At 42.6% G+C, this 20,109-nt stretch carries 15 protein-coding genes; 8 read left to right on the top strand and 7 right to left on the bottom strand.

The genetic code is table 11. The features are described from left to right. Positions 1-26: 26 nt before the first annotated feature. Complete coding sequence (locus R2Q78_RS07520) at positions 27-1,229, bottom strand: FAD-dependent oxidoreductase (protein ID WP_316790430.1); 1,203 nt, start codon at positions 1,227-1,229, stop codon at positions 27-29. A gap of 111 nt (positions 1,230-1,340) precedes the next feature. Between R2Q78_RS07520 and R2Q78_RS07515 the strand changes: the two genes are divergently transcribed. Next, a complete protein-coding gene (locus tag R2Q78_RS07515) occupies positions 1,341-2,489 on the top strand; it encodes a M28 family metallopeptidase (RefSeq protein WP_316790428.1) in 1,149 nt (382 codons plus the stop codon). Between the two features lie 12 nt (positions 2,490-2,501). Here R2Q78_RS07515 and R2Q78_RS07510 read toward each other — a convergent pair whose 3' ends face one another. After that, positions 2,502-4,367: a PAS domain S-box protein gene (locus R2Q78_RS07510; protein WP_316790427.1), complete on the bottom strand. Its 1,866-nt coding sequence runs from the start codon at positions 4,365-4,367 to the stop codon at positions 2,502-2,504. 103 nt (positions 4,368-4,470) lie between these two features. Between R2Q78_RS07510 and R2Q78_RS07505 the strand changes: the two genes are divergently transcribed. Both R2Q78_RS07505 and R2Q78_RS07500 read left to right on the top strand, forming a co-directional pair. Then, positions 4,471-5,790, top strand: coding sequence for a paraquat-inducible protein A (locus R2Q78_RS07505; protein ID WP_316790425.1), 1,320 nt, complete (start codon positions 4,471-4,473; stop codon positions 5,788-5,790). Continuing rightward, positions 5,777-7,093 carry a paraquat-inducible protein A gene (locus R2Q78_RS07500; RefSeq protein WP_316790424.1) on the top strand — a complete coding sequence of 439 codons (1,317 nt, stop codon included), beginning with the start codon at positions 5,777-5,779 and terminating at the stop codon, positions 7,091-7,093. The genes R2Q78_RS07505 and R2Q78_RS07500 overlap by 14 nt, the downstream gene beginning before the upstream one ends. Here R2Q78_RS07500 and R2Q78_RS07495 read toward each other — a convergent pair. From R2Q78_RS07495 to R2Q78_RS07485, 3 genes are read right to left on the bottom strand one after another with little or no spacing between them, the layout of a single operon-like run. Then, the gene (locus R2Q78_RS07495) at positions 7,088-7,831 is read right to left on the bottom strand and encodes a LytTR family DNA-binding domain-containing protein (protein ID WP_316790422.1); all 744 of its coding nucleotides are present in this window, start codon (positions 7,829-7,831) and stop codon (positions 7,088-7,090) included. The genes R2Q78_RS07500 and R2Q78_RS07495 overlap by 6 nt on opposite strands. Then, the gene (locus tag R2Q78_RS07490; protein WP_316790419.1) at positions 7,828-9,534 is read right to left on the bottom strand and encodes a sensor histidine kinase; all 1,707 of its coding nucleotides are present in this window, start codon (positions 9,532-9,534) and stop codon (positions 7,828-7,830) included. Before R2Q78_RS07490 ends, R2Q78_RS07495 begins: the two co-directional genes overlap by 4 nt. Before the next feature lie 56 nt (positions 9,535-9,590). Continuing rightward, entirely contained in the window at positions 9,591-10,757 is a 1,167-nt protein-coding gene (locus R2Q78_RS07485; RefSeq protein WP_316790417.1) for a TlpA disulfide reductase family protein, read from the bottom strand. Between the two features lie 211 nt (positions 10,758-10,968). On the opposite strand from R2Q78_RS07485, the gene R2Q78_RS07480 reads away from it, so the two are divergent. Beyond that, positions 10,969-11,418, top strand: coding sequence for an SRPBCC family protein (locus tag R2Q78_RS07480; RefSeq protein WP_316790415.1), 450 nt, complete (start codon positions 10,969-10,971; stop codon positions 11,416-11,418). Between the two features lie 202 nt (positions 11,419-11,620). Here R2Q78_RS07480 and R2Q78_RS07475 read toward each other — a convergent pair whose 3' ends face one another. Both R2Q78_RS07475 and R2Q78_RS07470 read right to left on the bottom strand, forming a co-directional pair. Then, the gene (locus tag R2Q78_RS07475) at positions 11,621-12,391 is read right to left on the bottom strand and encodes a phosphatidylinositol-specific phospholipase C/glycerophosphodiester phosphodiesterase family protein (protein WP_316790414.1); all 771 of its coding nucleotides are present in this window, start codon (positions 12,389-12,391) and stop codon (positions 11,621-11,623) included. A 10-nt stretch (positions 12,392-12,401) separates the two neighbouring features. Next, entirely contained in the window at positions 12,402-13,751 is a 1,350-nt protein-coding gene (locus R2Q78_RS07470; protein ID WP_316790413.1) for an alpha-L-fucosidase, read from the bottom strand. Positions 13,752-14,011: 260 nt separating this feature from the next. Between R2Q78_RS07470 and R2Q78_RS07465 the strand changes: the two genes are divergently transcribed. The 4 genes from R2Q78_RS07465 (at position 14,012) to R2Q78_RS07450 (ending at position 20,092) form a co-directional block, all read left to right on the top strand. After that, positions 14,012-16,378 carry a glycosyl hydrolase family 95 catalytic domain-containing protein gene (locus R2Q78_RS07465; protein ID WP_316790411.1) on the top strand — a complete coding sequence of 789 codons (2,367 nt, stop codon included), beginning with the start codon at positions 14,012-14,014 and terminating at the stop codon, positions 16,376-16,378. 282 nt (positions 16,379-16,660) lie between these two features. After that, positions 16,661-19,042: a glycoside hydrolase family 95 protein gene (locus R2Q78_RS07460; protein ID WP_316790409.1), complete on the top strand. Its 2,382-nt coding sequence runs from the start codon at positions 16,661-16,663 to the stop codon at positions 19,040-19,042. Positions 19,043-19,099: 57 nt separating this feature from the next. Then, positions 19,100-19,405 (top strand): YbaB/EbfC family nucleoid-associated protein, encoded by a 306-nt coding sequence (locus R2Q78_RS07455; RefSeq protein ID WP_316790406.1) that lies wholly within the window; start codon positions 19,100-19,102, stop codon positions 19,403-19,405. Between the two features lie 9 nt (positions 19,406-19,414). Then, positions 19,415-20,092 (top strand): metal-dependent hydrolase, encoded by a 678-nt coding sequence (locus R2Q78_RS07450; RefSeq protein WP_316790405.1) that lies wholly within the window; start codon positions 19,415-19,417, stop codon positions 20,090-20,092. Positions 20,093-20,109: the final 17 nt, after the last annotated feature.

Raw genomic sequence — 20,109 nt, 5'->3', positions numbered from 1 at the left:
TTTCGCTATAAATTTTTAACATCCGTTTAACGGCCAAATCTGAAATAATGGGCAAGCAAATTCGGCTTCCCTTCCATCATTTCCATGATAATATCCATGCCAGAAACAGAAAATGTAATTCCATTGCCACCAAAGCCCAATACAAAATAACTATCGGGAAATTTAGGATGCGCTCCGATATAAGGCAGACCGTCTTTTGTTTCTCCAAAAGTACCTGCCCAGCAGAAATCATCAATAAACTCGGTATCCGGCAAGTATTTCTTGAGCGTTTTCAGCAGTTTATCGCGCTTCCGTCCTATCAGCAAGTCCCTGCGCATTGCATTTTTAAAATCCTCATCCTCTCCACCTACCAGTAGCCTTCCATCTGCGGTCGTCCTCATATACAGGTAAGGTGCATCAGTATTCCAGAATAAGGTGTTTTTGCAAATCTCCGGGTAATGGTTATTTTTCTCGCTGATCATGGCATATGTACTTTTCAGCTTCACAACTTTCTCTGGAAGCATCGCCTGAGTTTCATACCCAGTACAGTAAATGATTTTTTTAGCCTTGATTTCAGCGCCTGTTTCCAACAGCACATTTATGCCTTCTTTCTCATACTTTACTTTTTTCAGCCCGGTCTTATCAAAGACCCGTAACCCTCTTTTGCTATTATAATGCAACAAGTCATGCGCCAGGCAAAATGCATCCACACTGGCCCCATCTTCAGAAAGTATCCCTCCTTCAGCTACAATTCCATAAGACTCGTAAATCTTCTGTTTCTCCAGCCACTTCACTTTTATCCCTGCACCAACTCTTGCTTCGTATTCTTTTTTAAGCCATTTTAGATCCTTTGCCCTGCCAGCAAAATAAAGCGATTGTTTCTTTTCAAATTCACAACAGGAGCCAATTTGCCGAACCAGCTCCTCCAGTTTATAAATTGAATCTTTACAGGCAAGGTAACTGGCCACCGCCCCCTGTTCTCCAATCATTTCTTTCAACTCATATAAAGGCACATCAATTTCGTATTGCAGCATAGATGTTGTTGCAGATGTGCTTCCATTTCCAACCTCACGCTTATCAATCAATAGCGTATCATAACCCTTCTCCATGCAGGCATGGGCCATCAGTGAACCTGTAATTCCACTACCCACTACCAGAACTTCACATGCTGTATTTTCTCTTAAAGAAGGATAGGCATGAATTATACCATTTTTTACCAGCCAAAACGGCTCATTAGAGCGAAGATCCATAATTTATGTTTAATCCTGTCATAACAAATATTCAACAGATGTGTTTGACTACAAGCGCATTTAACGGGGATTAGTTATATTTACTTTCACACACAAATTAAACTTAAGCTGATGATGAAGAAATACCTGGCCATTTTGTGCCTGCTATTTGCGCGGCAGGCTTTATCGCAGAATCTGCCCGCGGCGCACAAAACCATAGAACGACTGAGCGCTAAGGACATGTGGGGACGAGGATATACCAGGAATGGATTGGACAAAGCAGCCGACTTCATAGCTTCAGAATTCAAATCCTATGGGCTAAAACCTATGGACGGAAAAGATTTCCGGCAGCCATTTACAGTTCCCATCAATACCTTTCCTGGAAAAATGCATGTCATGGTTAATGGCAAAGCCCTTAAACCCGGCCAGGACTTTATTGTCCTTGCGGAAAGCATCGGGGAAACTGCCATAGGAAAACTGCAAAAGGTCGACAGTGTCACTTTCATGGACCCGGAAAATAAAGTCCTCTTTGAACTCAAAGACAAACTAACTTGGACTGCCTCACAGGAAAAGGCAGATTACACAGGCATTCAGATAGCAAAAAAAGCGATCAACAGCGTTCCTTTAAATTATAGCATCGACATAGAAAATTTATTTATTCCGGAGTTTAAGGCTGCTAATCTTTGCGGAGTTGTCAGAGGAACAAAAAAGCCTGATTCCATAGTGATCATTACTGCCCACTATGATCATTTAGGAGGAATGGGAAATGAAACCTGGTTTCCGGGGGCTAATGACAATGCCAGTGGTGTGAGTTTTCTTCTGAGTCTGGCCAAATATTACGCAGCCAATCCTCAGCCCTACACCATGGGTTTCATTTGCTTTGCGGCAGAAGAACCAGGATTGGTAGGCTCTAAGTACTTTACAGAGCACCCCCTCGTTCCGCTGGGAAGCATCCGTTTCCTCATTAATGTGGATATGGTTGGAACGGGAGAAAGCGGTATTACCGTGGTTAATGCAACCAGTCACCCGCGGGAATTTGCCTTATTAAACCGCATCAACGATGATAACCAATACCTGAGCAAAATCAATTCAAGAGGCAAAGCGGCAAATAGCGACCATTTTTTCTTTGCAGAAAAAGGTGTTCCGGCATTTTTCATTTATACCCAGGGAGGTATTGATGCCTATCATGACATCAATGACAAAGCCAGCACCCTTCCGCTCACTGAGTTTAAAGACTTGTTCAGATTATTTGTAGCTTTTAATAAATCATTGATGGAGTAACCCGCAGTCCAGCTAGCTTTGTTGTTTGGCGCTTGATAACGCTGTGATTTTTGCGATAACTTCATCCAGTTCAAGGGCCGAACTCTTTAAGAAGGTCAGCAGCTCTTTGAGTTCATCATTTAAAGAGGTCTTATCTGATTCAATAATATTGATGATGCCAAGAATTCTTGCTGTTGGCGCTCTTACCTCATGTGACTGGATCCAGGAAATGTCCCGGAGTTGTTTATTTTGCTGCTCAAGCTTTTGATTTAATGTAATCAGCTCCTGCTCATAAATTTTCCTTTCTGTTATGTCTTTGGCGACACAGAATATCAATCCATTTTCGGTAGCTGATGTAACATCCCAGGCAAGCCAGATTTGTTTTCCATCTTTTTTGATCAGCCTGTTTTCAAAATAATGCACGGCCCTCCCCTCCGTTACATCTTGAAATCCATCAATAGTATGCTCCAGATCGTCTGCATGTATGAATGAGGTAAAAGGCTTGCTCAAGAGCTCAGATTCGGAATAACCAAGCAGTATTGTCATCGCAGGGTTTACTTTTTTATAAAATCCATCTGTGCCTGCAATGGCGATAACATCGGGAGCATAATTAAATATCTGCTCTAATTCAAGTTCAAGTTTTTTCCTGATGATTTCTGCTGCCAAATGTGTGCTGATGTTTCCTACAAGCTGTATAAAGCGCTGGTCAGGTGGGGTATTGGTATCCATACCCATCATCACCACGCCTAAAACATGGCCTGCATTGTCTATCATTGGCACCCCGTAGGCCGACTTTAATCCGGCGGCCTGAGCTGTATCTTTTCGCAAAAAGCTTTCATGCTGCCCCAGGTTGATCAGGTGCTTAGCCCTTCCTGTTTTCCAAATGCTTCGTATAAACCCTGATCCGTCTTTTTTTATTTTAAATCCTTCATTGTTGTGGTAAAAACTTTCGGCAGTATCTGTCAGTGCAAAATGTGCGGCAAGGGATAGAAATTGGGTATCGGTACCGACCATCCAGACTTCTGCCACCAAGAAATTACCATATGCAACGAGCTTTTTCAGCACTCCGGAAAGGATGGTATTTAAATCTCCTCCTTTAGCAAACACCTGGCTGATTTTGCTGTTAAATAGTTCTCTTTCGTTCTTCAATGCCAATTCATGCTCGGTCAGTTTAAGATCGGTAATGTCGTGGATCAGCGTATAAAATCCCATAATATGTCCATCTTCCACATCTGGCACATATTCGGTGAGGATGATGCTGTCTTCTTTCCCTTCTCTTTCCAGTATCCGTTCAAATCTCTGGGCATGACCCTGCAAGGCCTGCTCCATATATTGTTCGTGTTTTGATATTTGTGTTCTGGTAAACAGTTGATCAATTCTTGAATTGTAGACTTCAGTCTCAGTTTTACCAAAAAATGAAAGATAGGCTTTATTGGCAAACATGCACCGTAGATCTGCGGTCCAGTATGCAATGATTGCGGGAATATTGTCTGTGATGGTACGGTAGAAATGCTCTGTTCCGGGTTGTTCATCACCTAGGTGGTTATTGTTGACATCTTCCTTCAGGATACATACAATACCTTTTACCTCTTCGTCATCCAGTAGATTGGTCAGCTGGCATTCGTACCATACGCCATCTGTAAACTGCATCCTGATCTGACACGTTTCGATGTCCTTGACAATCATTTTATTCAGTAAAAGCCCGAATTCCTTTTTGTGGTCGGAGGAAATTACCGCTTGGAGTTTGTTTTCGCTGATTCGTACTGCTGCCTTCGGATTTTTATACAGTATGGTCAGATTATGGTCTATGATAATGGCCAGATCATTGGTTTTAGTCAGGAACTGATAAAACCCACTGCTTAGATTTGTGGAAGACTGAGCTGATTTAGGAACTGACATGGGCAGCATATTGATATGCCCTACAAGATAAATGATTTTAATGAAAAAACAATTCGAACCGGGGTTTGTTCATCACTTGATAAACTAAGAACCGCTGTCGCCGATGCACGAAACCACTACCTCAAGGAAGAAAACGCTTGTCTCAAGACTCCTGCTGATTTTCGGCCTCACAATTTTATTGTGTGCGGAAGGGTATTTTGCTTTCCGGCTGCATGGGCTTTCAGAGCAACAGGAAGAAATCAAGACGGAATACTCCAACATCAATAACATCACGTTTGGATTGTTCTCGGTAGAACAGTGGCGGGACAAGGTTTCCGGAATTGTCGAGCACCAGATCCGGGATTTTAGCCTAAGCCCAAAACAAAAGAAAGAACTCCGAAAGGAGGTGGAACAAACGGTAATCGCACTAATTGACAAGGCCGAAGCGCTGGTAAACAAACCGAAAAAGACCCTGGGTGGAAAAATCAAGAAATTCGCCATTAAAACTTTCGTCAACACGGATAAGATCAGGGCTCAGGCGCCTGAATTCGCCGAAAAAATCCTGGCAAAGGTGGACAACCGGGGAAATAAAAACCACCTGAGCAGGATGGCCATGTCCAAATTCGACTCACTGCAGCGCGCTGAATACCTGGACAGCACGGTGGCGGCAACAAAAAAAGCAACCGATAAGGTGTTTGAAAAATACCGTGTATCGTCAACTGACCAATTGAACAAGGTGCTGATCTCAACACTCGGCCGCATCAAGACCGCGACTTACAGCTATTCATTTGCCATGCTGGGCTGTATTGCTATTGTGTTATCACTCTGGTGGATTTTCAGAAAACGGGTTGACCTGCACGCCACACTTTTTATCATGTCCCTGATGTTTGCTTTTATACTGCTGGCTGTAGGTCTGACCGCCTCAATGATTGAAGTGGATGCCCGGATCCAGACCCTGGATTTTATGCTCCTCGGCGAGCACGTCACCTTCAAAAACCAGGTACTCTTTTTCCAAAGCAAGAGTATCCTTGATGTCGTGAGTGTATTGTTAGGACAAACAGCTATAGACTCGGTACTCGTCGGGGTATTGATCCTGATTTTTAGCATCTTGTTCCCTGTAATGAAACTCAGCGCAACAGGTATCCACCTGCTGAGCGGTAAAAGGATTGCCGAGAACAGGGTCATCAAATATTTTGCTTTCCAGTCAGGAAAATGGAGTATGGCAGATGTGATCGTTATCGCGATATTGATGGTTTACATTGGCTTGAATGGCTTGCTGGAAAGTCAGTTGAGAAGCCTGAACATCAAGAGCGCCGACTTAACCGTCATTACCACCAATAATACTGCACTGCAGCCAGGCTTCATCATCTTTATCAGTTTCGTATTGTACGGGCTTATTTTGTCGACCATACTAAAATTCATTTCTCCACATGACTGCGACTAGAAAAACGGGTATTGCCGGCATCCTCCTGATCATAGGAATCGGTCTGCTGCTCTGCGGAGAAGCTTATTTGGGCTTCCGTATATCTCAGCTTTCCAGTCAGCGGGAAAGGCTAAAAGAAGATTACAGTGTAGCCAATAGCATCACCTTTGGTATTTTCTCCGTAGATCAGTGGAGGGAAAAGATCGCTTCAATCGTAGATGGAAAAATCAACGATTTTAACATGACTACAGAACAGAAGCAGGCGCTCCGGGAGAAGGTTGAAAAACAATTGCACCGGCTTGTCAATACCGCTGTTGCAGAGATCAACAAGCCTCAAAAGAGCCTGGGCGGCAAACTCAAAAAACTGGCATTCAATGCGCTCGTAGATCCGGACGAGATCCATGCCCAGGTACCTGCATTTGCCAGCACCATTGTCAACCGCGTCAACAGGCCTGCAAGTCAGAAAAGGTTAAAAGGTATAATAAGCAGTAAAATTGACCAGCTGGAAAAACAAACTTATGACAACACTGAACCGGCCAGTGTAACGGTGACGAGGAACATTTATCGCAAATACAAGGTGAATAATGCTGCTGCATTTGAGCAGACCGTAAAAGCACAGCTGACCGCTATCCGTACACAAACTAACAATTACACCATTGCAATGGTGGGCTCTGCATTTCTGGCGCTTTGTCTGTGGTGGCTGATGAGGAACCACACGAAGCTGCATACCACACTCTATATCTTGTCGCTGTTGTTTGCACTAGTGCTTTTACTAGTCGGGATTACCGCGACGGTTATAGAGGTAGATGCCCGCATTGAATCGCTTAACTTTACACTGCTCAGTGAAAAGTTATCTTTTACCAATCAGGTTTTATTTTTTCAGAGTAAGAGCATAAATGGCATTATTCTGGCCCTGATCCATGAGCCTAAACCGGATGCGGTATTGGTTGGTATCCTTATATTCCTGTTCGTGGTGATCCTGCCGCTACTGCGAATGATCGGTAAAGGGATACTGATCTGGGGAAGAGATAAATATGCTGAAAACAAGCTGGTTCGGTTTTTAGCCTTTGATTTAGGAAAATGGGATATGGCTGATGTAATGGTTGTCGGTGTTGGAATGACGTATATCGGGTTAAACGGAATCCTAAAAAGCCAGCTTTCGAATTTAAACATACAGGAGGAGTTATTGTCCACAGTGACCCAAAACAATACTACTTTGCAATCCGGATACTTTATTTTTGTGGCCTATGTAGTTTATGCATCAATATTATCCCTGATCTTGAAGCGCATCACAACAATTAAAAAAACAAACAAATCGTCATAGCTCTCTCAGGAGATGCTTTCGCTGCCTGCTTACAGGTACACTCATTTTATTGACCATAATCAAATAGCCACCATCCGCCTTTTTAAAAGAGTCGATATGGTTTCTGTTGATCAGCCATGACTGGTGGATCCGGATAAAGCCGTAAATGCTGAGGATCTGCTCATAGTCAGAAATAGGTTTCGAAACCACAATCGGGTTCTTCTCCCCTTTGATGTAAAAACTGGTGTAGGTATTGTCAGCCCCGCAGCAAATGATATTTTCTATCAGCACATACCTGATCTCATGCTGATCAGGCAGGGCTATTCTTTTCTGTGTATTGTCCCCCTGGCGCCTATAAGACTGCAACAGCATCGCAAGTTGCTCGGCCTGCGAACTTTTCTGCTGACCAACTTTGTGTACCGCAGCGATCAGGTCCCTCGGTATCACTGGCTTTAGCAGATAGTCTGTCGCAGAAAATTTGATGGCCTGTATCCCGTATTCGTCGTGTGCAGTAACGAATATAACATGTGCTTTATGCTCCGGCAACTGTTCCAGCAGGTCAAATCCGGTTTCCTGCTGCATCTTGATGTCCAGGAAAAGAATGTCAACAACATGATCCTTCAGAAATTCCATCGCATGTTTTACTGAATTCGCACTACCGGCAATTGTCAGATGGGGACAATAGTTGCCCAACAACTGGGATAGCGTTTCGACAGCATTTGGTTCGTCATCCAGGATAAAACAGGACAGATTATTCATGAGAGCCAGTTTTGAAGCGTAAATCTAGTCATTGTTCCGGTTCCTTCCTCATAGTTTATCTGCATATCAATGGACATGGCCTCAAGTTTATCGTTATATACAGCCATACGTTTTCTGATTAAAGATAAGCCATGGCCTTCAATTACCGCGGCACTGTCCCAACCGGTGTTTCCATTGTCAGCAATATCAACATACAGTGTGCCGCCATCGCTAAAGATCCTGATGTGAATCATCGGCGAAACAATATCCCTGTTAAAGGCGTGCCGGATACTGTTCTCCAGCACAGGCTGCAATAGTAAGGGCGGAAAATCGATCATTGAGGTCTGAATTTCCGCGGAGACATCTATTAAATAAGAAAAGAGCATTCTTTCCCGTTCCAACATTAGGTAATCCTCTTCAATTTGCAATTCTTCCTGCAGGGATATAAATTCTTTCCTACCGTTGTTCATTATATTGCGCATAAATCCGGCGACATTTCCAATGTATGCGTTTGCTCGCTCAGGGTCACGACTATTGAACACACCCTGAATCGCATTCAGTGAATTGAAGAGAAAATGGGGGTTTAGCTGTCCGCTCAGCAATAAAAGCCTCGCCTCCGTATCCTCGCTCTTACGTTTCATCTTCGCGAGCTTCCTCTTATTCCTCCTGTCCAGGAGGTAAAACCATATCCCCCCGGCGATCAACAAGAGTAGACTAATCAATGCTACCTTTCCCCAGGAAACTTGAAATGGCTTAGGCTGAACGAGGATGGTGATCTTATGGATCGTCTCAGGTTGACTACTATACCTAAGATAGAGATCCTGCGCCTTTCCAGCAGGCATCTCACTTCCAAGAACAATATAAGCCGAGTTCTCCGCATTCAATCCCTTTATCGACTTCCATCGACCAGGTTCTTTTTCAAAAGCGTACTGAAGTTCGTCATTCCCCAGTTCAATAAATCTTAACATGCCGATGGTACCGTAGTCCTTCTTAAAAAGATTGGATTTACGTCCCTGCTCCACTTTAGGTATACCCGAAGTCAGATTTAGAATGTTTTGTAAATTGATGCTAAAATCATCACTCTCCATCGGCAATTCATAAAACGCGAAATTATTGGCCTTGTCTTCTACACGGATAACGGTAATGGTCTTCACTATTTTTTTAGTTTCAATGGCCCTTACCGTAACCTCCACGGTGTCGTTAATGCGAAGGTTAAAGGTGCCTGCATGGAAGCTGGGCATACCTATTGAGTAATTTTTATCTTCCCCAAGCTCAAGAATCGGAATCCAGGATTTAATCGTCTTGCCATTCTGTTTTGCAGAAAATTCAAGCTTACGGTAATCCCCTCCTCCATAAGAACGAAAATATCGAACCCGCTTTCCTTTTTCCATCAAAAAATTTGGCAGGAAGGTTATCCCAATCAGCCCGGTTGATATTAGGTGTTTAGCACTGCTATATGTTCCGTAAGCAGGATCGTTATCATTTCGCCCACAACAAAACCGTTCCGGCGTATGCCCTGATCCTGTCATTACATAACTAAAATCAGGTTCGGCATCAACTGCGAAATCTACCCTACAGCTATCGCAGATCTTTCCTGCCACCCGTTTCTTTAACGTGACGTCAGAAAAACCTGCACCAATATGATGATCCATTGGCTTTTGTCTGCCAGAAACGCTTTGGCAGGCCATAAAGATCAATACAAGGAGGATGCTACTTTTTGACATTTTACAATTGCGGGAAAAGGCCGGCAAGATCGAAAAATATATGTGAAACCCATATTTCATCGTCCACTAAAATTAGGTTGTAATTTCAGTTCTTTTCTGATTGCCTGTTCTAGCTTTTGCTCCGTGTCCTCACCTTCCCCAATTTCTACCAGTTTCACCTGCCCATCCCTTCCAATAATCATTGTAGTAGGAAAAGCATATAGCTTGTAATCAGTCTTCATCGATTCCGCCATATAGTATTGCGAAAATAAGATTTTCCTTTCCTTTAAGAATTCCCTGATCTCTTTGGCAGAAGTATCACGCACATTGATCCCAACGATGGCGACATCTTCATTTTTAAATTTCTCCTGCAGCCGCTGGATCTTGGGGATCAGAACCTTGCATGGCATGCAGGAGAGGTACCAGAAATCCAGCAGTACAACCTTGCCCTTGAGCAATTCTTGCGACACCGGCCTTCCGTTCCTTACATTGACTGCAGAAAACTTAGGAGCAAAGCTTCCTATCCTCAAAGTTTCATAGTTGTTTTTATCCAATTCCTTTTTTACCGGCCCGGATAGAAATGCTGAAGTGACAGAAGCCTCCGTATCGGATGTAGGGATGGACAAAGAAAAATCATAGATATCGATTGCCTCTTTTCCACTTTCCAGCCATTTAGAATACATCATTCTTCTTACCGGCAAGAGGTTTTTCTTGTCGATCCAATACCGGTTGTAGTATCGCTTGCTGATAATATCAATCGTTCCGTAATCAATCTTTTTCCGGACTATATCTATAACATAAAACTTTTCCTTTTCAGACCCGGAGACAAACCTGATCGAGTCATCGTACTTATTCAGAAGAGGTCGTTCCTTACCCAGGATGTTATAGGGGTTAAAAGTGGCGAGATCATGGCTGTTCCACTCGGTAGTATAAGTGGCAGTTGCTTGCGGAGACTTCTTTTTGTATAAGGTATCATTACGCACAAGCCATACCGAAAGGTCCTCAAAATAGATAAGCCAGTCTCTGTTTTTGCTTATGGTCCCGTTTACCTCCGACCTAACCACTCTGGGCCATCCACCCCTGATCATGGTATCGAGTTTAGTCATCCGATAATTAAGCGATTTTATCCTGGCCAGTCTGTCATGGGATTTCTGAAGGATCCCGAGAGCCGCGGTATCAATGGATTGCCCTGAGCAGCAATAAGCCGATAGGATCATGGAAAAAAATATAAGTGTTTTCTTCATTTCTGTTTGTTTTTTGATCAAAAGTGAAGAAGAAGACCATTGCTTTATCATCAATAACTGAATTCAGCATCTATTTCTTTGAATATGGTAGCTTTTCTCATTTCATCTGTCGCAAACCAGACTGTAAATTGTCGCATAACCCCCTGTTTATTATCTGCCTTTACGTGCATATTTGTATAACAACAAAATCAATAACCAAAAAATTATTTTTATGTCAGAGAATAAAGTTTCATTGCACAGAGTTATTAAAGCTTCACCTGAAAAGGTATATCGTGCCTTTACCGAAGCTACAGCGATCGCTTCATGGTTGCCTCCTCATGGTTTTCTTTGTACCGTACATGAAATGGACGTCAAGGTTGGCGGGACTTTCAGAATGTCTTTCCACAATTTCACAACCGGTAACGGACATTCATTCGGCGGGGAATATGTAGAGGTAAAACCTAGTGAGCTTCTAAAGTATACAGACAAATTTGATGATCCGAATCTACCAGGGGTGATGACGACTTCTGTATGGTTTCAAAAAACATCTGTAGGTACGGAATTGAAAGTACTACAAGAGGGTATACCTCCTATGATACCAGCAGAAATGTGTTATTTGGGCTGGCAGGAGTCTCTTGAGAAACTGATTAAATTGGTGGAACCTGAAATACCAGACGCTTAGATGCAACTCATAGCGCCTCGCGTGATCTTTAATTGCTATCCATTCGCCCTGCGGTCATTATTGATACAGAACAACTACGGTGCTGTCAGGGCGTTTCTCCGGTCATAACCGAACCAACCCCCTGTCAACTCCTAATCAACACCCTGCCAAGACCCTGAAAGATACGACCGCATAGCAGATACAGGGCAACAGCTTTCTCAGGTTATCTTTTTAAAAACCTAGCCATCTTCTGGGGTGAATCTGTGTTCAGATAATCTACTCCAATTTTCATAAATAGTTTCCAGCAGGCTTTAGTATCGGGATTGCCCCAAAACCGAACCGGCTTTCCAACCCTATGAACAGAGTCAACAAACTTGACTGCCTTTGCCTGCTCCGCAGCCAACATGCTGCCATTGCCATCCCATTTGGAAAACTGTGCAAAGGACGTGCTGAAAAAAGCGATGCGTTCCAGCTGATCGGCAGTATAATTAACCCCTGATTTGCCATCAAAAAAGAATATCTCATCAAAATCTTTAAACTGTTGTGGTGTTGGAAGCGAACCACTAAAGACCAGGCGCACTGCATCGGGATTATTTTTGGTATCAAAGTATTTTCTGATTGGCTTTAGTTTTGCTTCCAATACCTTTAACGCAGGCATACCAGCAGTTTTCAAATCAATCATCAACTGCAGCTTTCCTCCTCCTTTATATGGCTTATCGCCATTTTTCTTAATTTCTGCCAATAACGGCTCCAGGTATAGTTTCTCTATTGTTTTTGCACTGTCTATCTCCTTTTTACTGTGTGCCACATACAACTGTTTACCCACCAGAAATACATCTATTTCAATAGAAGCAAAGCGGTTGTTATAAGCATTAAAGAAGGGTGCAGACTGCATGTAATCATTGTGTGAATGTGCATTCTTATTCACCTCATATTTCTGAGCAAAGACAAGAGAAGTATTCCATATAGCTAAGCAAATAAATAGAATCCTCATTTGTTTAATTTTAAATAGCCGCTAACTGATCTTCCCACTTCGTAAAGATATATTTTCTGTTAAGTTTTATCGCTATAACCGGAATAAGGCCACTCTCTCCAACCGAAGAGGTATTGATCAAATAGCCATCGTCCAGCTTTTCCAATTTCAACGGTTTACCTGTCTTTAAATCCACCACAGATTCCGGTTTATATCCTTTTAGCTGTTGGCTGGTTATTTTAATGGATGCTGCAGGATTACGCAAATGCAGATATATCTTGTTATCTTTATAGGTACTTCCTCCCCATGCCCCCTGCTTAAACGGCCCTGCGGAAGTATTGTAAACCGCATCTTTATACTGATTCACCCAGTCGGAAAATTCAAGAAACCGGTCAGTAAGCTGTTTGGGCAGTTCGCCTGTGCGCTCTGGTCCTATGTTCAGAAGAAAATTTCCATTCCCGCAGAGCACTTTGCTAAACGTATTCACCAGCTCTTCTTTTGTATGCATTTTTGCCTTAGGTTCATAGGCATACACTGGGTAACTCACGCTGGTACAGGCTTCCCAGGGAAAAGCCGGCGCATTCTGAGTCTTCGCTTCATAGGAGAAAAAATCTCCGGAAGAACCATCTGCAATGAATGTTTCGGTTCCTCTCACTCCTCCAGCCGCCCTGGTAACGGAAAGACGGGTGCTCAAAGTTGAGGGCTTTAGACTTTTCACCAGGTTATAAAGTTCTTTTCCTTCCTTTGGTCCCCATAGCGGATCTAACCAATGTCCGTCGAACCACAGGATATCAGGTTTATAGTTTTTAATCAGTTCTTTTACCTGGTTATGTACAAACTGCACAAAAGCTTCTTTTCCGCCTTTTGGTGTGGCCGGAGGGTTTGGTGCTGCCGGCATCGATTTCCAACCTGCGTAATGAATATCAGCAATTGAATAATAGATCCCAAACAACAAACCTCTTTTATGCGCTTCAGATTCCAGCTCTTTTAAAATATCGCGTTTAAATTTAATCCGTTCCAGATCCCAATTGCTAAATTGACTATTCCAGATGGCAAATCCGTCATGGTGCTTTGAGATCACAACAATGTACTTACATCCCGCCTTAACGGCAAAATCGACAATTTCCTTTGGATTAAAGTTAACGGGGTTCCAGGCCAATGTGATGGAATCTGCGACCTGTTTTGAGGTACCATTGCCTATGGACCAGGAATCACCGGTCTCGGGTGTATGGCAGGCCATCCAATGTACAAACAACCCAAGTTTTCTATTTTGAAAATCCTTGAGCAGCTTTTGATCTGTCTGAGGGTTTATAAGGGTAACTTGTCCCGTTAGCGTCCCGCTCAGGCAGAATAAGATGGCAGTCAATATTAAATGTCTCATTTGTATCGTGTATAAGGGTTATTCTAAAGGTCGGCATACCAGTCCGTTGCGGCAAAAAGTAATTAAAAATAAGGTAGTCAGGCATAAAAAAACTATTTCTTTCAAGCAAAACATTAAGCAATTTTAGCATTTGAAATGTACCGCTCCGAAGCTTACATTTTTTGATAAAATTTTGTGTTATGTTTGTTTTTAGCACCAATATAGTTCGGAGTAAATAGATCATTAAACCCTTTCTCCTATGCGTCCACAAAAACGAGTTTATGAAGAATAATATTATTTTCTGTTTTATTTTCTGGAGCTTTTTAGCTAATTCTCAGGAGTTAAAGACAGGCCGAGATAAGATAGCTGTTTTAAAAAGCAAAAAATCTGTAAAAATCGATGACTCTAAAGTAGATTCGCTGTTCCTTCAAAAGAAAAAGAATTTGCTGACAGCAACATGGGATACACCTTTTGGTTACAGCAGTGTCAAGTCAAATCATGCCCCAATCGGGCCTTATATGGGAAATGGTGATGTTGGAGTGGTTTGCCACACGTCAGAGAACAGCCAGACTTTTCGCATATCAAAGGTGGACTTTGTAACTGACGGATGGAGTGACTGGGCAGGAACAGGACCGGCAGCATTACCAGTCGGCGGTGTCCAAATCATAGTAAAATCTCCAGTTACCCGGGGTTTTAATTACCAGATGGACCAGCTTGGAAACGAATTGCGGATGAATACAGCTACTGCGCAACCGGTAAAGATGAAAAGCTGGATTGCCGTTAATGATAATGTGATGGTTACCGAACTTACAACCACCGCTAACACGCCTATAAACATATCAGTGGAAACATTTGCAGATAGTGCCAATGCTCCCTATACAACCACCTCTGAAGTCAATAATCAGGTAGCACAAGTTACCCGTCAAACCAAAACAGCCGGCGCAAGGTGGATCTCCAAAGCTGGGATCTCGACCAGAATCATAGGTGCAGCAGCTACCTTGATAGCTGTTTCAAAATCACAGGTTAATTCTTCCTTTGTACTTACAAATGCTAAAACTATATATGTATTGACTAATATTTCAGGCGGTGGGAAAACCAATAATGCAAAATTACCGGCGGCTTATACCCTTCTAAGATCTGCGGACGTGAGTGGTGTTGCCAGATTGAGAAAAGCCAAAGCTGCCTGGTGGAAAGACATGTGGAGCAGATCCTATGTAGAAACCAATGATGAACTGCTCGACAGGCATTATTTATCATCCATTTATTTTTTGGCTTCCGCCTATAATGAGCACTCGCCAGCTTGTGGTGGGATGTATGGGGTGTGGAACATGTCTGATTCAATGATGTACCATGGCGATATCCATTTGAATTATAACAGCCAGGCCGGTTTCTATAGTGTCTTTTCTGCAAACAGGCCAGAGATCGCCAAGCCCTTCTATAATTTCATCGAATCCATTGTTCCGGATGGAAAAAGGCGAGCACAAACAGATATGGGCAGTGTGCATCCATCCCTGGCAGGCAAATCATTCAGGGGAGCGGTTTTCTTGGTAGGTGGACTTGGCATTGGCGTCCCTTATAATTACTATTGGAAGCAAACCATGAATGCGCCTTTCAATGTTCCGCTTTTCAGCTGGTATTATGAATATACCGGCGACAAGGATTTCCTTAGGAATCGTGCTTATCCTTTTATCCGGGAATGTGGTGATTTCTACGAAGACTATATGAAAAAGGAGGCTTATGGTAATACTTACCGTTATTCTATTACTACTGGTGCACATGAGGACTCATGGGATTTGAATCCACCCTCCGATCTGGGGTTTGTCGAACAAACCTTTAGTTTGCTTCTAAAGTATAGCAAGTTACTGAATGTGGATGCTGAGCGCAGAGCATTGTGGAATGATATACTTTCACACCTCCCCAAATATAAGGTGGTAATGCCCACTAAAAACCCGAACAAAGGATTGCCCGTCTTTGCTAAGAATGAGGCCGGCTGGGATTATCCAAACCATATGATACAGATGCATCCTGTGTACCCTTGTGAAGTGTTAGATTTGCTTTCAAACCCAGACACCTTACAGATTGCGAGAAATACTGTAGATTACTATGAAGTTTCTCAAAAAGGCTTTTCGGGATCTATGAACTCACTGGGATTGAGTGGATTTATAATGGCTGCAAGAGTGGGCTTTAATCCTGATGTGATTATTCAGAATTTGAGAACGCTGGTTTCCCGTGCCAAACCAAATTTCCTGATTAATGATGGACATCATGGCGCCGAAAAAACGGCACTTATCGAAACCATTAACTCGATGATGTTGCAAACACTTGACAGCACTTTGTATTTATTTCCCAACTGGCCGAAATCGGCAGCCAAATTTACGCGCTTGAGGACAAAGGGAGCATTTCTGGTTTCTGCTAATTATGATGGAAAAATGGTTTCCGGTCTGAAAGTATTCAGTGAGAAAGGTACCAGATGCTACCTGGATAATCCCTGGAAAGGGAATGTGATCCAGATTACAGAGAATGGTAAGTTGATCGCGTCCAGCAAAGTTGGAGACAGGTACTGCTTTATGACCAAACCCGGAAGTACTTATATATTAATTCCGGTGAAATATGGAAGTAGTTCCCATGATAGTTTGAAGATCCTGTAGTATGGCGTGATCACATCCAATACCACCTGATTGTAAATGACTGGTTGGGTCGGATAGCTTTTTACCAGCGATCGAAAACAGTAAGTTTCCGCTGGCGCTATGAATTGAAAGCTCAGTAACTAGAGTATTCATTCATGTCATCAACGCCATTATAGTCCACATCAAAAGTGTTTTAGTCCATTTTAAAGATTTACACTATTGATTATTATTGTCGTGAACTCACATGATCTTCAATCGCAAATGAAACTTAAATGCCTTGGTTACTGCTTGATTTTTACTCTGATGCCTTTTACTTATCTAAAAGCTCAAAGCAATTATCAAAATAAGATATGGTTTAAAGCTCCCGCCAATTCCCAGATAAAGGACAATCCCAATGGCTGGGTAAACGATATGGAGTGGCTAAAAGCTATTCCTATCGGGAATGGCAACCTGGGTGCTATGGTTTTTGGAGACGTTAACCAGGACCGCATTCAATTAAACGAACTATCTCTTTGGAGCGGCAGTCAGGATGACAATGATAATCCGGAAGCTTCTAAATACCTGTCAGAAATAAGATCCTTGCTATTTCAGGGAAAGTATAAAGAAGCAACGGCACTGACCAATAAGACACAAATTGCAAAGGGTAAAGGGTCTGGTCATGGTAATGGTGCCAATGTCCCTTTTGGTTGTTTTCAAACCCTCGGCGATCTCCGTCTCAACTTTGGCAAATCGGATAGCTATAAAAACTATTACAGGGAGCTGGATTTGATTAATGGAATCACAACTACCAGGTTTAACCAGAATGGTATTGACTTTACCCGTGAAGTTTTCGCCAGCCATCCGGATAAAGCGATCATTATACATTTAACGGCAAATAAATCTAATTCCATCAGCTTCAAGTTAACATTAGATCGTCCGGAACGGTTCACAACCGCTATAGAGGGTAATAGCTTGCTGATGTACGGAACACTAGACAACGGGAAAGGCGGCGAGGGAATGAAGTATAAAACCTATGTAACCCCACAGTTGAACGGAGGCAAGTTGCTTAAAAACGGGAACCAGCTTCAAATAGAAAATGCAAATTCGGTAACCCTTATCATTACCGCCAAAACCAATTACCGTCAGCATTATCCGGACTACATAAATACCGGTTACGAACAAGAATTGGCATCAATAACTAAAAAGGCAACTGCAAAAAAATATATCGACCTAAAGAAATCCCATATTAAAGACTTTTCAGGTTTTATGGGGCGAGTTGATTTTAACCTGGCATCCAGCGCAAATGACTTGCCGACGAATGAATTGATGGCGAAAAATTTCTTAACTAAAAATGAACAAGCCATCTATCCTCTATATTTTCAGTTTGGCAGGTACTTATTGTTGTCTTCCTCAAGGACTGGCGGTCTGCCTGCTAATCTGCAGGGCATTTGGGCAAACAAAATACAGACGCCTTGGAATGGCGATTACCACACGGATATTAATGTGCAGATGAATTACTGGCCGGCTGAAGTAACCAATCTTTCAGAATCCCATGTTCCACTTATAGATTTGATTTCTTCGCTTTCCGTACCTGGCAAAAAAACAGCAGCAACTCAATACCAGATGAAAGGCTGGGCCCTGCATCCCATTACCAATGTCTGGGGGTACACCTCGCCTGGCGAAAGCGCCAGTTGGGGTATGCACATTGGCGCAGGCGCATGGATAGCGCAGCACTTATGGGAGCATTATGCATTTACCAAAGACAAAGCCTACCTGGCAAAAATCTATCCTTTGCTGAAGGATGCGAGTCAATTTTATTTAGACTGGTTGGTAAAAGACCCAAAAACTGGAAAACTGGTTTCCGGTCCCTCCCCATCTCCGGAAAATTCCTTTAAAGCTCCAGATGGATCTACAGCTCAGATCAGTATGGGCCCTGCGCACGACCAGCAGGTGATCTTTAATCTCTTTGGCAATACTTTGCAGTCGTCTGATATTTTAAACATTAAGGATAAAGCATTTATAAATCATCTCACAGATGCGAAAAACAACCTTGCGATGTCTAAAATTGGAAGTGATGGCCGGCTGATGGAGTGGGCGGAGGAGTTTAAGGAAGCGGAACCTAAACACAGGCACTTATCACATCTCTTTGCACTATACCCGGGCAATGAAATTACTGTTTACAAAACACCTGAATTGGCCGACGCTGTCAAAAAATCATTGGAAGCCAGAGGTGATGGTGGTGTGGGCTGGACTTTTGCCTGGAAGATTGCATTATGGGCACGTCTACACGATGGTGACAGGGCATTGAGCATCTTAAATAATCATTTGCGGCCGACTGGGGACGTGGATACAAAATATGATTCAGGAGGAGGCACTTATTACAATATGTTTGATGCCTGTCCTCCGTTTCAAATCGATGGAAATTTTGGTGTCATAGCCGGAATGGCAGAAATGCTGCTGCAGAGTCATGAAGATTTTATTGAATTATTGCCGGCTGTTCCAAAAGCATGGAAAGATGGTCACATAAAAGGTTTGGTTGCGCGCGGAAATTTTGTTATTGATCTGCAATGGCAAAATGGCAAAATAGTCTCTGGTTTTATCAAAAATAAGACAGGAGGCAAATGCAAAATAAAGTACGGCGATCAAATTTTGGATTTTAATGTGCCGGCAGGCAAAACCTTAAATTTCGCACAGTCTTTCAAATAATACATTTACTTTAAACCAATTTGCCTTAATTTCGTTTTTAAAATAAACACGAAGCATATGTTCGATAAATTAATGGCAGCCCAGCAAAAGGCTGATGAAATAAAAAAACGCCTGGATACTGTTTCCGTATTTGGCGAAGTGGAAGGCGGAGCTATTAAGATCACCGCGACAGCAAATAAAGCAATCACATCAGTGGAGATTGATGAAGAGTTTTACAAACAGGCAGATAAAGAAGAATTAGAAGAGCTTTTATTGACAGCGATTAATAAGGCGCTCACGCAGGCCGATCAGGTAAGCGCTGCAGAAATGCAGTCGGCAACAAAAGACATGCTCGGTGGTCTTGGTGGTATGTTTGGCGGATAATTACAAGTTATGAAATTCACCTATTATGGCCAATCCTGCTTTTCTATAGAGGCAGATGGCAAAAAATTTCTTTTTGATCCTTTTATTTCACACAATCCACTGGCGAAAGATGTAGATATAAAGGCTATAGAAGCTGATTATATCCTTGTAAGTCATGGACATGGAGATCACGTTGCAGACTTGGTGCAGATTGCAAATCAGACAGGTGCACAGGTAATTGCGATGGTAGAAGTTGCTTCCTGGATCAAAAAACAAGGAGTTAAAAATGTGACTGACATCAACTTTGGCAAAGCCAAGTTTGACTTCGGAACATTACGTACAGTATGGGCTGCACACAGCAGCTCTAATCCTGATGAAAGCTATGGAGGAAACCCCGCAGGATTTGTACTGGAACTTGAAGGAAAATCTATTTATTACGCCGGAGATACTGCATTAACCACAGAAATGAAGCTTTTGGCAGACCTTCACAAACTGGATTATGCCATTCTTCCTATAGGCGGGCACTATACCATGGATGTAGATGATGCCCTTATTGCCACAAAATACCTGGAGTGTAACAAGGTTATCGGTGTGCATTACAATACATTTCCACCTATTCAGATAGATACAGCAGATGCAGTAGCGAAATTTAAAAGAGAAAATAAAACCTTGTTTCTTCCCGGAATCGGAGAGACAATTGAGTTATAAAGCTTTAGCTGGCTGCG

This window comes from Pedobacter frigoris (assembly GCF_032678645.1).
Lineage (GTDB): Bacteria > Bacteroidota > Bacteroidia > Sphingobacteriales > Sphingobacteriaceae > Pedobacter > Pedobacter frigoris_A.
Note: the sequence above shows the minus strand (reverse complement) of the source record. Positions and strands in the feature narration are given on the sequence as shown.

Excerpts from the sequence above, each read along its gene's own strand:
- R2Q78_RS07520 (WP_316790430.1), bottom strand. The coding sequence starts at position 1,229 with ATGGATCTTCGCTCTAATGAGCCGTTTTGGCTGGTAAAAAATGGTATA.
- R2Q78_RS07515 (WP_316790428.1), top strand. The coding sequence starts at position 1,341 with ATGATGAAGAAATACCTGGCCATTTTGTGCCTGCTATTTGCGCGGCAG.
- R2Q78_RS07510 (WP_316790427.1), bottom strand. The coding sequence starts at position 4,367 with ATGTCAGTTCCTAAATCAGCTCAGTCTTCCACAAATCTAAGCAGTGGG.
- R2Q78_RS07505 (WP_316790425.1), top strand. The coding sequence starts at position 4,471 with ATGCACGAAACCACTACCTCAAGGAAGAAAACGCTTGTCTCAAGACTC.
- R2Q78_RS07500 (WP_316790424.1), top strand. The coding sequence starts at position 5,777 with ATGACTGCGACTAGAAAAACGGGTATTGCCGGCATCCTCCTGATCATA.
- R2Q78_RS07495 (WP_316790422.1), bottom strand. The coding sequence starts at position 7,831 with ATGAATAATCTGTCCTGTTTTATCCTGGATGACGAACCAAATGCTGTC.
- R2Q78_RS07490 (WP_316790419.1), bottom strand. The coding sequence starts at position 9,534 with ATGTCAAAAAGTAGCATCCTCCTTGTATTGATCTTTATGGCCTGCCAA.
- R2Q78_RS07485 (WP_316790417.1), bottom strand. The coding sequence starts at position 10,757 with ATGAAGAAAACACTTATATTTTTTTCCATGATCCTATCGGCTTATTGC.
- R2Q78_RS07480 (WP_316790415.1), top strand. The coding sequence starts at position 10,969 with ATGTCAGAGAATAAAGTTTCATTGCACAGAGTTATTAAAGCTTCACCT.
- R2Q78_RS07475 (WP_316790414.1), bottom strand. The coding sequence starts at position 12,391 with ATGAGGATTCTATTTATTTGCTTAGCTATATGGAATACTTCTCTTGTC.
- R2Q78_RS07470 (WP_316790413.1), bottom strand. The coding sequence starts at position 13,751 with ATGAGACATTTAATATTGACTGCCATCTTATTCTGCCTGAGCGGGACG.
- R2Q78_RS07465 (WP_316790411.1), top strand. The coding sequence starts at position 14,012 with ATGAAGAATAATATTATTTTCTGTTTTATTTTCTGGAGCTTTTTAGCT.
- R2Q78_RS07460 (WP_316790409.1), top strand. The coding sequence starts at position 16,661 with ATGCCTTTTACTTATCTAAAAGCTCAAAGCAATTATCAAAATAAGATA.
- R2Q78_RS07455 (WP_316790406.1), top strand. The coding sequence starts at position 19,100 with ATGTTCGATAAATTAATGGCAGCCCAGCAAAAGGCTGATGAAATAAAA.
- R2Q78_RS07450 (WP_316790405.1), top strand. The coding sequence starts at position 19,415 with ATGAAATTCACCTATTATGGCCAATCCTGCTTTTCTATAGAGGCAGAT.